This window comes from Candidatus Bartonella washoeensis Sb944nv (genome assembly GCF_000278135.1).
Classification (GTDB): Bacteria; Pseudomonadota; Alphaproteobacteria; order Rhizobiales; family Rhizobiaceae; genus Bartonella; species Bartonella washoeensis.
This window is the reverse complement of the sequence record NZ_JH725022.1, coordinates 22,972-35,516: the sequence shown is the minus strand read 5'-3', so window position 1 is coordinate 35,516 and position 12,545 is coordinate 22,972. Positions and strand designations below refer to the sequence as shown.

Here is a 12,545-nt window from a genome sequence, read left to right as displayed (position 1 = left end):
ACCTCTCTCCCTTATATTCTAGGTACTCAGAAAGAATGCTAACGTCCTGTTGAAATACATCCAACGGTTTCATAAGGCTTATCGGGAAGTTGTTCATAGTCACTGGATCTCCAACATTAACCCAGAAAAAAATTACGTCTCGACAACACTGCTACTGCCAATGTTTGAATTTCTTTTACGAAATCTAAGTTGTTTAAACTAAACTGCGTAACCTTCATCCATTCAACACCAATTAAACTACTTTTGACATTATCATCTATATGGCTTTCATTAATTTTATTACGAAGAAAATTTCTCCGCAAAGCAACTATCTCATGAAAATTTACTAATGGACTAACACCTGTAGATGCTTCACAGAAAAAATTTTGTTTTATATGAACAATTTCTTAACCTAAGCTGCACCAATGCGCAAAAGATCATGAAAATGAACAATTCCCACCGGTTTCTTATTTTCAACCACGAAAAAAGCACCAATATGGTGATCATTAATAAAAGCTGTCGCTGCACCAACCAATGTATTCGGCTCAACAATTTTTGGATCCTTCGTCATTACCTCATCAACATTAAATTTTGATAAATTAAAGTGCATGTTGCGTGCGAGATCACCATCCGTGACAATCCCTATTAATTCACCTTTTTGATTTACAACACCAACACAACCAAAATGTTTTTTAACCAAAACATTCATAGCTTCAGTCATGCTTGTACCTTGCACAACCAAAGGAATACTGTCACCTTCATGCATAATATCACGCACATATTTAAGGTTTGCACCAAGAGAACCACCAGGATGATAAATCTTAAAATCCGTTGCGGTAAAACCACGCATTTCCAAAAGAGCAACAGCTAATGCATCTCCCATTGCCAATTGCATAACTGTTGAAGTTGTAGGAGCAAGCCCATGGGGACAAGCTTCTTCTACCTTTGGCAACAAAAGTACAATATCAGCTTGTCGTCCTAATGTAGAGTGTTCCCCAGCTGTCATTGCAATAAGTGGCGTACGAAAACGTGCAGCATGGTTTATAATGCCACTTAATTCCAAGGTTTCACCTGACCAAGACAAGGCAAGAATAACATTATCAGATCCAATCATACCAAGATCACCATGATTGGCTTCTGCAGCGTGTACAAAAAAAGCAGGTGTCCCCGTTGAAGCTAAGGTTGCAGCAATTTTTGTCCCTATATGACCACTTTTACCAAGACCGGTAATCACCACATGACCATTAGCACTTCCAATGGTTTGCACAGCAGCTTCAAAAGAGAAAGAAAGGCTTCCAAGAAGAGCTTCCTCAAGAGCTACAAGCCCCTGTTTTTCACTCTCAAGTGTTTTAAGCGCCGATTTAACAGCACCTTGCAAACCCAACATAAGAGAAGACCGTATTGTCATGATCTAATTCGATAAATGAAATTAAATGAGAGATCTATAATCATTTTTCAACTTTAATGGTTTTTAGTAAATTTTTCAATGAAACAGAAACTTGGCTATGCATATCAGCGCGTGCCAAAGAAAATGCGACGTTGGCTTCAATGAAACCAGCTTTGGAACCACAATCAAAAGTAAGTCCCTCTAACTGGAAACCAAAAAAATCCTGCTTTTTTGAAAGCCGTACCATCGCATCTGTTAACTGAATCTCATTTCCTGCTCCTCGTTCTTGATTGGAGAGAATATTAAAAATTTCTGGTTGCAAGATATAACGCCCATTGATGTATAAATTCGACGGAGCTGTTCCTTTTGCTGGTTTCTCTACCATTTTTGTGATTTTAAAACCATTTGCAATCTGTTTACCTTTGCCAACGATACCGTATTTATGCGCTTCTTTAAGATCACACTCCTGAACAGAAATAATATTCCCTCCTCCTGTTTTTTCATAAAGATTGATCATTTCAGAAAGGCAGCCCTTTTTAGCTTGAATCAGCATATCTGGTAACAATAAAGCAAAAGGCTCCTTTCCCACTAATTCACGCGCACACCAAAGAGCATGCCCTAGCCCCAAGGGTTGCTGTTGCCTTGTGAAAGAAGTCATCCCTGGTGAAGGTTGTAAATCTTGTAAATGCTCAAGCTCTTCCCTTCTGCCGCGTTCAGCAAGTGTTGTATATAATTCAATTTGCGCATCAAAATAATCTTCAATCACTGCTTTATTCCGTCCAGTGACAAAAATAAAATGCTCAATACCAGCTTCACGTGCCTCATCTACAACATATTGAATAACAGGCTTATCAACAATCGTCAGCATTTCTTTGGGAATTGTTTTTGTTGCAGGAAGAAAACGTGTACCAAGACCTGCTACGGGAAATACTGCTTTACGGATTTTATGCACTCTTCACCATCCTGATTAACTCTATAGATTTCTGATTTCATTTATCATATTTCTTAATTAACGCATTAAAAAGATGTCTTATTATTTTGCTTTTCATTATAATGCATAGCAAAAAGGTGAAGGGGTAGAAAATTTATTCGAGAGTACTTTCTTAGCACAAATAATTCATTTCAGATTTTCTGGTAAACTTGATAATATATTTAATTAAACCAAATAAAAAAATGAAATCATTCTAGGATAAAAATATTTAACATTAGCGGGAATTTTAAAATGCAAAAAACAAAATTTAAAGTATTCTCCTCTTTGGGGAAATACATAAATCGAAGAACTTATGTCATCTGTTCAGCTTTTATTCTTTTTACTTTTTCAATGTTTTTTGCTTCACTTTTACACGCTGATAATGGCTTTAAACGCTGGATTGAAGAATTTAAAAAAACAGCTTTAGCCAATAATATTTCATCATCTACATTTGAGATGGCTTTTAAAAACGTCCATGCAATTGACATCGAAGTTTTAAAAAGAGCAACGTATCAACCAGAGTTTGTTGATCCTTCATGGAGCTATTTTGATAAACGCATTAACGATATCGCAATTATGGAAGGACGACGTCAAGCCAAAAAATGGGGGAAGTGGCTTGCAAGAATTGAAAAGCGTTTTGGTGTTAACCGCACTATTCTTCTCGCTATTTGGTCAATGGAAAGTAACTATGGAAAAGTTTTAGAAAATACAACTGTGATGCGTGATGCCATTCGTTCATTAGCAACCTTAGCCTATGCAGACCCAAAGCGTGAAAAATATGCGCGCACACAGCTTATTGCTGCAATGCAAATTTTACAAAGCGGTAACATTCATCGCTCTCAACTCACCGGATCTTGGGCTGGTGCACTCGGACACACGCAATTTATTCCAACCAGTTACATTGCTTATGCTGTCGACATGGATGGCGATGGATACAGCAATATTTGGACATCAATTCCAGATGCTCTTGCTACTGCTGCTAATTTACTCCATATGAATGGTTGGCAATCTGACCTTCCTTGGGGAGTTGAGGTTAAATTACCACACGGAAAAACATTTCCTGAACATTGGCTTTCCTTTAAGCAATGGAAAAAATTAGGCGCTCGGCATGCACATGGAAAATCTTTTCCTTCTCCATCTGAACTCGCAATGTTGAAATATCCTGATGACCCCAAAGGACCTGCATTTTTAGTAACAAAAAACTTCTTTGTTATTAAACGCTATAATAATTCGGATCGTTATGCTTTAGCTGTTGCGCTATTAGCTGATCGCATTGCTGGACGTCCTGGATTAGTCCAAGATTGGGAAAGACCATTTAAGCCTATTACTTTCAAAGAGCGTATAGAATTACAATCTCGCTTAACTGCACTCGGTTATTATGATGGAAAAATTGATGGAAAAATTGGTCCAGCTTCTAAGCAAGCAATTAAAGCTTTTCAGCTACGCCATGGCTTAGAAGTAAACGGCTATCCAAGCTATGAAGTTCTTTTTATTCTTAGAAAACAATAATCTGGAGTAAGCTGCTTGTTCTATTTCCGCCCGATATATTTAATTTTTCTTCTTTTCTCTCTTCTTGCCGTAAATATTATTCACCCTCCACAAAGTAAAGCAACAAATTTTTTTAAGTGGTTGCTGCAAAATAAGAAACAAGAGCAAACACAACAACAGCCACGAACTACGAAACAAAAAATTTACGAACCACAAAAAAAAATTGTAATACAAAAACCCGTGCAAAAATTGAAAAATACAAATGCAAAACGAATTCTCGTCATAGGTGATTTTGTAGCTTCTGTTGTTGCCAATGAACTCAGAAAACTGTTTATTGATGATAACGATATTATCATCATAAATAATGCGGTACCATCTTCTGGCTTAGTTCGAACTGATCACACTTCTTGGAAAAGCAACATTCCTGAACTCATCGATAAAAATAAACCTGATGCTATTGTTATGATAATAGGTGCAAATGATAACCAACCAATCATAGGCTCTCATGGTGTATTAAGTACTCTTCAACCAGAATGGATGGACATCTATAAGCAAAGAATTATTGAAGTTACTGCAAGCCTGCATAATTCCGGAAAACCATGGATATGGATGGGACAACCAGCTTTTGAGAGCAATAATTTAACACAAAAAATACAAATCTTTAATGAGCTTTATAAAAATGCAACAGAAGCCGCAGGAGGATATTTTGTCAATATTTGGGATGGTTTTATTGATGCACAAGGTCAATTTTCTTTTTCAGGTTATGATATCAATGGGAAAATAACCAAACTCCGTACTAATGATGGTATTAATTTTACTTTTGAAGGAAAACGAAAACTTGTTTCTTATTTAAGAAAACCATTAAAAATTATTTTAAATCGTCATGTCTTGCACCCTGAGGATACAAACTTTACCAACGCAAATATTCTGCAACCTATACAAAGCTTACACAATATTAAACGCCAACCACCAATAAGCCTCGATGATATGGCGCAACAAAATACCCACTTACTAAACAAACTCGATCACAACCTTATAAAAAAATCATGGTCATTCTCAAATGGCCATCAAAAAGATAGAGCTGATAATTTTTCTTTTCCGTGATGCCTGTTTAAAATATAGAGTTTCATTTTATTCAAAAACCAAAAGCTGAATAAAATAAAAAGCGCTATTTTCATATGATCATGATAAGAGTTCGTGTAAATTTCAACAGCAAAAAGACAAAACGAATATAACGGTATGGTCTAAACCATACCGTTATACTTTACAGTCCACGTTTGTTAATCATAGCCTCTGGTGAAGGCAACCGCCCTCGAAAAGCTTTATAAAGCTCCTCTGGATCACGGCTTCCTCCAGCAGAATAAATAAAACGTTTCAACCTATCAGCGAGCTCTGAATTAAAAACATCTCCCGTTTCCTCAAAAGCTTGAAAAGCATCAGCATCAAGCACTTCCGACCACATATAAGAATAATAACCAGCAGCGTAACCATCTCCTGAAAATATATGGTTAAAATGTGGAGGACGGTGACGCATAATAATTGTATTAGGCATTTGCAGCTTTTCTAATTCCTGACGCTCAAAAATTGTTGGATCAATTACCTTTTCTCCTTGATGAAAAGCCATATCTACTAGGGCAGATGAAGTAAATTCAACTGCAGAAAAACCAGCATTAAATGTCTTTGCTAACAAAACCTTATCCATTAATGCTTGCGACATAGGATGTCCTGTTTTTGCATGCGTAGCATAAGACTTTAAAATCTCTGGTGCGGTTAACCAATGTTCGTAAAGTTGGGAAGGAAGTTCAACAAAATCGCGCGAAACTGCTGTTCCCGCTATAGATGGCCATGTTACATCAGAAAGCAAACCATGTAATGCATGCCCAAATTCGTGGAAAAGCGTACGCGCATCATCCAATGATAAAAGAGCAACCTCCCCTTTGGGGGGTTTAGCGAAATTACAAACATTATAGATAATAGGCTTTTGTCCGCCATTCAATTTATGCTGCGTTTGCAGCCTGCTCATCCATGCACCAGACCGTTTTGAAGAACGTGCAAAATAATCACCGATAAAATATCCAAGCAGGCTTCCATCAGATTTTCTTACTGCCCACAAACGTGCATCAGGATGCCAAAGTGTAACAGCCTTTTTTTCTTCAAATGTAATCCCAAAGAGTTTTTCTGCTACTGCAAAAGCTGCTTCAATTATGCGATCAAGTTGAAAATAATATTTAACTTCAGCTTCATCGAAAAAAAACTTTTCGGTGCGTAATTTTTCAGCATAATAACGCCAATCCCAAGCTGCTAAGGGCTCATTACTTCCCTGATTTTTTGCAAAATCTTGTAATTCAGTTTGTTCATGAACCGCTTTAGCTCTTGCTCGTTCCCATATGGGCATAAGCAAATTCATAACTGAATCAACATTCTTCGCCATGGTATTATCAAGCTTCAAGTCTGCAAAGGATTTATACCCTAGCAATTTAGCCTGTTCATCTCGAAGCGCAATAATCTCTACAATAATCGTTCGATTATCATTATCATTACTATTTTCACCCCGTTGAGACCAAGCTTGAAATGCTACTTCACGCAAGTCTCGACGATGAGAGAATTTCAAAAAGGGTTCAACAACTGAGCGTGCCAATGTTAATGCATAAGCTCCTTCATTGCCCCTTTCACGCGCTATTTCCTTCATTGAAGCAATGAGGTCATCTGGCAAACCAGATAAATCTTTTTGTTTTAAAAATAAAATCCACTCAGCTTCATCTTTTAAGACATGCTGACCAAAATTAGCACTTAAAAAAGCAAGCTTTTCATTAATTTCAATGAGCCGTTTCTTACCCTTTTCATCAAGTTTTGCACCATTACAAACAAACTTTTTCCACCATAACTCAAGCACACGTGTTGTTTCACTATCATACATGCCCTGCTGCGCTTGTTTATAAAGCACATCTATTTTCGCAAATATTCGTGCATCCATCATAATTTTCGAAGAATAACGAGAAAGTTTTACAACAAATTCTTGTTCTAACTGCTGAATCAACGCATTACTATGAGCACCTGAACGCAAGAAAAATATTGAACATACACAATCAAGCGCTTTGCCAGAAAGCTCAAAAGGTTGCAAAAAATTCTCAAGCGTTGCTGGTTCTTGCAGCGTTGCAATTATCTCTACTTCTTCTTCTGCTTCTTTAAGCGCCTGTTCAAAAGCGGGTTTAAAATCTTCATCATTTATTAAAGAAAAATCAGGAAGCCCTGAAAATCCTTTCCAGTCCAGCAATGCTGCTTTTGTCATAATATTCTCTATCTCCATTATAAATTTTAAGGTGTAACAATGTCTTTATGACACACATTGATAATAGTTATAAAATTATTTACTATGCTGCAAAAGTGTCTTTCAGCCCTCTATTTTAGTAAAGATGCAAAGGATGTTTTTTATCATAAGGAGATAAACAAAAATCAAACCCCCTACGTACCTGATTCATAAAATTGTTTATAACCTGTGATCTAATCTTGACTTTAATTTAAATATTAACAATTGGAAATGCAATTGAGAGGGGTTTTTTGTTAAATCTTCCATAACTTTTTTTTCTACCCATCCATATATTTGAATTCATAATTCCCCAATATTTCGGAAGGTACTTTATCATGACTGAAATCAGAACGACCTTCGACTTCAAAAATTCTTCTCCTGAAGCCCTCGCCGAAGAATTAAAAAATTATCATTTTGCTGACTCGATTGATATCATTAATGATCTCGATATCATGGAACGTGTAGCTATTCTTAGCCTTCTACCTCTTGATTATGTTATTGAACTCTTTGACAAACCAGAACTTGAACAACCAGCAGCTATTCTTGAACTTCTTCCTGTAAACCGCTCTGTTGAAATTCTTGATGGTATGTCCGCAGATGCCGCTGCAGATGTCTTTCAAGAAATGGAGAAAGAAACCCGCACGCGGCTTTATGCCTTACTTAAACCCTTAACGCGAGCTGAACTCAAAAAACTCACAAGTTATCCTGATCATACAGCTGGTGCGCTGATGACAACAGAGTTTATAGCAGTGCCAGCAAACTGGAGTGTAAAAAAAACTCTTGATCACATTCGTGATGTTGAACGAACACGTGAAACAGTTTACACAAGCTATGTCATTGATCCTAAAACAGGAACCCTCCTCAAAGCTATTTCCCTGCGTAATTTAATTCTTGCTTCACCTGATGAACAGATTCTAAACGTCGTCACGCATGATACTCCTATTACAATATCCCCCTTCACACATCATGAAGACATTGCTCGTCTTTTTCAGCGCCATGATCTTCTCTCTGTACCGGTTATTGATGACGGAAATCATGTCATTGGTATTGTAACAGTCGACGATGTTCTTGATACAATGGTTGATGAAATGAGTGAAGATGCCTATAAATTCGGAGGTATGGAAGCTCTCAATAAGCCCTATATGCAGATCAATTTTCTTGGAATGATGAAAAAACGTGGGGGTTGGCTTGCTTTACTCTTTGTCGGTGAAATGTTGACAGCCAGCGCTATGCAATATTTCGAAGCAGAACTTGAAAAAGCTATTATCCTTACACTGTTCATTCCTCTCATTATGAGTTCAGGAGGAAACTCCGGTTCACAAGCTACATCCCTTATTATTCGTGCATTAGCTTTACGTGAACTCACGCTTAAGGACTGGTGGAAAGTCATCATTCGTGAAATTCCAACAGGCTTGTCTCTTGGTCTTTTACTCGGAATCATTGGAGTTATGCGCATTGTTTTTTGGCAACAGCTGGGTATCTATGACTATGGTAAACATTGGGTTGCTGTTTCGATAACAGTAGGCACAGCTTTGGTCGGAATCGTTACATTCGGTTCCTTATCCGGCTCTATGCTTCCTTTTATTCTTAAACGTTTGGGATTTGATCCAGCAAGTGCTTCAGCCCCCCTTGTTGCAACTTTAGTTGATGTTATGGGGATTGTAATCTATTTTTCTGTTGCAGCCTTCATTTTATCTGGAACTCTACTCTAAGACGGGAAGAAAAAACGCTTCTCATGCCAATAAAATGATTTTTTCTGATTCATAATTAAGAAAGGTATAAATAAGGAAATATCACTGTATTTAGCACTCTAATTCAATAGAAATGATGATTATATCATTAAAAAAATACCTTAATAAAACAGTAATGCAGTGATTTTTGATATTAATTTAGAGGCAACAGCTAAAGCATGCGCTTTATGATAAAAAAGCAAATTTTATTATTTTTTTCTCAGTACATACTTGATGTGAAAGCTTATACATTCAAAAGTTTTTGAAAAAAATCCCCAACGCTTATAGAGCATTAAAAACCTTTTCAAACACTTTTCCATAAAAATATTTCCTCCTCTTCCAAAATTATCAAAAAACGTGTAAAACATTTTGTAATAGTTAAAGGTAAGGGACGCAAAAGCTTTACCTCAAATGAAATTTCATTAAACGAAAAGAAGAAAATTTATGCAATTGCGTAACATTGCCATTATTGCCCATGTTGACCATGGAAAAACAACACTTGTAGATGAACTGCTCAAGCAATCAGGAAATTTCCGTGATAACCAACGTACCAGCGAGCGTATGATGGATTCAAATGACATTGAAAAAGAACGCGGGATTACAATCTTAGCGAAGGTGACATCTGTTGTTTGGAAAAATACCAGAATTAATATTGTTGACACTCCTGGACACGCTGATTTTGGTGGTGAAGTTGAACGTATTCTCAATATGGTAGATGGAGCAATTGTACTTGTTGATGCGGCTGAAGGTCCTATGCCACAAACCAAATTTGTCGTCGGTAAAGCATTGAAAGTGGGATTACGCCCTATCGTTGCTATTAATAAAATTGACCGCCCTGATGCACGCGCTGACGAAGTTATTAATGAGGTTTTTGACCTTTTTGCTGCTCTTGACGCAACCGATGAACAGCTTGATTTTCCTATTCTCTACGGGTCTGGTCGCAATGGATGGATGGCTGAAGCTCCTGAGGGACCAAAAGATCAAGGACTCAGTCCTTTGTTCGATCTTGTAACGCGCCATGTTCCTTCTCCTACCGTAGCGGAAGGACCATTCCGCATGATCGGAACTATCCTTGAAGCAGATCCTTTTCTAGGCCGAATTATTACAGGTCGCATTCATTCGGGATCTATTAAACCCAACCAAAGTGTCAAGGTTCTTGGGCAAGATGGAAAACTTTTAGAAACTGGGCGTATTTCAAAAATTTTGGCATTTCGTGGATTAGAGCGGCAACCTATTGAAGAGAGTATTGCCGGTGATATTGTAGCAATTGCCGGCCTACAAAAAGGCACCGTTGCTGATACTTTCTGTGACCCTGCGGTCAATGAACCTCTTACCGCTCAACCAATCGATCCTCCCACTGTTACTATGAGCTTTCTAGTCAATGATAGTCCCCTTGCAGGAACTGAAGGGGATAAAGTAACAAGCCGTGTCATCCGTGAACGTTTGTTAAAAGAAGCAGAAGGCAATGTAGCCCTTAAAATTGAGGAATCAGCCGATAAAGATTCTTTCTATGTTTCAGGACGAGGAGAATTGCAACTTGCAGTTCTCATTGAAAATATGCGTCGTGAAGGGTTTGAACTTAGTGTTTCACGTCCACGCGTTGTTATGCAAAAAGATGAAAACGGAATAACTCTTGAACCAATAGAGGAAGTTGTCATCGATGTTGATGAGGAATATTCTGGAACTGTCGTGCAAAAAATGTCCGAACGCAAAGGCGAAATGGTTGAGTTGCGTCCCTCTGGCGGCAATCGTGTACGCCTTGTTTTTTATGCACCAACTCGTGGTCTTATCGGCTACCAATCTGAGCTTTTAACTGACACACGTGGTACAGCAATTATGAATCGCCTCTTCCACGCCTATGAACCTTATAAGGGAGATATTGGTGGCCGTGTCAATGGCGTTATGATTTCAAATGATAACGGTGAATCTGTCGCTTACGCTCTTTTTAACCTTGAAGACCGTGGACCTATGGTAATTGATGCTGGTGTTAAAGTTTATCAGGGTATGATTATTGGTATACACTCACGAGATAACGACTTAGAAGTAAATGTTTTAAAAGGAAAAAAACTAACCAATATGCGCGCCTCTGGAAAAGATGAAGCCGTCAAATTAACTCCTCCACTTAAAATGACGTTAGAACGTGCACTATCGTGGATACAAGATGATGAACTTGTGGAAGTAACTCCTAAAAATATTCGTCTACGCAAACTCTATCTAGATCCAAATGAACGCAAACGTTTTGAAAAAACACGCTCATCAATTTCAACCTAATTTTATAACTTCCTCAGTCAAATATTTTTTTGTATCTCGTTTAATTATACTCCAGAAAGGATATTTACATGAATATTCAGGAAATACCCGTTGGTAAAAATCCACCTGAAGACATCAATGTTATTGTTGAAGTCTCTGTTGGTGGTCAGCCAATAAAATATGAAATGGACAAAAAATCCGGAGCATTATTTGTTGACCGCGTCCTTCAAACATCAATGGTCTATCCCGGAAATTATGGCTTCGTTCCGCATACACTTTCAGAAGATGGTGATCCAATTGATGTTCTTATCTGTAATACCCGTCCACTTATTCCTGGTTGTGTCATCAATGTTCGTCCAGTCGGAGTTTTGATTATGGAAGATGATGGAGGTAAAGATGAGAAAATTATTGCTGTCCCCACCCCAAAAATCACACAACGATATATCAATATCCACGATTACACAGATCTTCCCCAAATTACACTAAAACAAATTGAGCATTTCTTCGGACATTACAAAGATCTTGAACCTGAAAAATGGGTTAAAATTGAGGGGTGGCGTGATAAAGATTGCGCACGTAACTTAATTAAAAAAGCTATTGAGCGCAATAATGGAATATAATTATTCTAAAAAACAAAGCCTGTTTTTTAAACAGGCTTTTTACTTATTTTTGCGTAGAACTATTATAATCTCCTAAAGATTGTAATATCTTTGTTAATTCTTCTGAATATCCTGAAAAATAAAGTTGTTTGTAGCGTGATGTCGCGCCACTCTTAAGAGCAATACAAGAAGATGGAATTTTCCATTGCTTAGCCAGAAATTTAATGAGTGCTTTATTTGCTTTCCCATCTTCAGGAACAGCGCGAATCCGTATAACCAAATACTGCTTTCCATCATCCCTGCACTCAACCCCCATTATTCGATCAATAGAAGCCTTTGGAGAGAGATGTACAAACAGACTCAAACCATGAGTATCATCACCTTGATAAAACATCTTCATGCATCTCGCGCAGTATTTTATAGATACATGCCCGCATAAGCACGCCACATAAAGGTGCGAATAAAATAAATAATTATGAACACTAAAATCGGTGAAATATCAACCGCTCCAAGGTTTGGCAAAAACCGTCGGATACGACCTAAAATTGGCTCCGTAACGCGATATAGAAAGTTTCCTATTAAAAAAATAAAACGATTACGCGTGTTCACAATATTGAATGCATAAAGCCAAGAAAAAATAACACTTGCGATTAAAATATCAATATAAATTTTGAAAATCAGATCAATTACCTGAAGCAATGCATAAATCACTCTTTATCCCTCTTTTAGTCAATGGAACAGAAAATCACATATAAAGCATTTATGAAAATAAACCTGTTTATCGAATAATGGCATTGCACCCTCCCCTGTTAATGCCTTTTTATATCAACAAGAA

10 protein-coding genes are annotated in these 12,545 nt (G+C 37.4%); 5 read left to right on the top strand and 5 right to left on the bottom strand.

From position 1 onward, the window contains the following. Window positions 1-391: 391 nt before the first annotated feature. Together MCQ_RS00135 and galU are read right to left on the bottom strand one after the other, a co-directional pair. Window positions 392-1,387 (bottom strand): KpsF/GutQ family sugar-phosphate isomerase, encoded by a 996-nt coding sequence (locus tag MCQ_RS00135; RefSeq protein WP_006922785.1) that lies wholly within the window; start codon window positions 1,385-1,387, stop codon window positions 392-394. A gap of 40 nt (window positions 1,388-1,427) precedes the next feature. After that, complete coding sequence (galU, locus tag MCQ_RS00130) at window positions 1,428-2,318, bottom strand: UTP--glucose-1-phosphate uridylyltransferase GalU (RefSeq protein WP_006922784.1); 891 nt, start codon at window positions 2,316-2,318, stop codon at window positions 1,428-1,430. 270 nt (window positions 2,319-2,588) lie between these two features. Between galU and MCQ_RS00125 the strand changes: the two genes are divergently transcribed. Together MCQ_RS00125 and MCQ_RS00120 are read left to right on the top strand one after the other, a co-directional pair. Continuing rightward, the gene (locus tag MCQ_RS00125; RefSeq protein WP_006922781.1) at window positions 2,589-3,845 is read left to right on the top strand and encodes a lytic murein transglycosylase; all 1,257 of its coding nucleotides are present in this window, start codon (window positions 2,589-2,591) and stop codon (window positions 3,843-3,845) included. Between the two features lie 15 nt (window positions 3,846-3,860). Further along, on the top strand, window positions 3,861-4,928 hold the full coding sequence (locus MCQ_RS00120) for an SGNH/GDSL hydrolase family protein (RefSeq protein WP_006922780.1): 1,068 nt from the start codon (window positions 3,861-3,863) through the stop codon (window positions 4,926-4,928). Window positions 4,929-5,088: 160 nt separating this feature from the next. Here the strand turns inward: MCQ_RS00120 and MCQ_RS00115 are convergent, their stop codons facing one another. Beyond that, window positions 5,089-7,113, bottom strand: coding sequence for a M3 family metallopeptidase (locus MCQ_RS00115; protein ID WP_006922779.1), 2,025 nt, complete (start codon window positions 7,111-7,113; stop codon window positions 5,089-5,091). Window positions 7,114-7,466: 353 nt separating this feature from the next. On the opposite strand from MCQ_RS00115, the gene mgtE reads away from it, so the two are divergent. From mgtE to ppa, 3 genes are all read left to right on the top strand, one after another. Further along, complete coding sequence (gene mgtE / locus MCQ_RS00110; RefSeq protein WP_006922778.1) at window positions 7,467-8,843, top strand: magnesium transporter; 1,377 nt, start codon at window positions 7,467-7,469, stop codon at window positions 8,841-8,843. A gap of 462 nt (window positions 8,844-9,305) precedes the next feature. After that, window positions 9,306-11,132 (top strand): translational GTPase TypA, encoded by a 1,827-nt coding sequence (typA, locus tag MCQ_RS00105; RefSeq protein WP_006922776.1) that lies wholly within the window; start codon window positions 9,306-9,308, stop codon window positions 11,130-11,132. A 68-nt stretch (window positions 11,133-11,200) separates the two neighbouring features. Further along, window positions 11,201-11,731, top strand: coding sequence for an inorganic diphosphatase (ppa, locus tag MCQ_RS00100; RefSeq protein ID WP_006922774.1), 531 nt, complete (start codon window positions 11,201-11,203; stop codon window positions 11,729-11,731). A gap of 43 nt (window positions 11,732-11,774) precedes the next feature. On the opposite strand, the gene MCQ_RS00095 is transcribed toward ppa, so the two are convergent. Both MCQ_RS00095 and MCQ_RS00090 read right to left on the bottom strand, forming a co-directional pair. After that, complete coding sequence (locus MCQ_RS00095) at window positions 11,775-12,104, bottom strand: DUF167 domain-containing protein (protein WP_006922772.1); 330 nt, start codon at window positions 12,102-12,104, stop codon at window positions 11,775-11,777. Window positions 12,105-12,127: 23 nt separating this feature from the next. Next, window positions 12,128-12,421: a YggT family protein gene (locus tag MCQ_RS00090; protein WP_006922770.1), complete on the bottom strand. Its 294-nt coding sequence runs from the start codon at window positions 12,419-12,421 to the stop codon at window positions 12,128-12,130. Window positions 12,422-12,545: the final 124 nt, after the last annotated feature.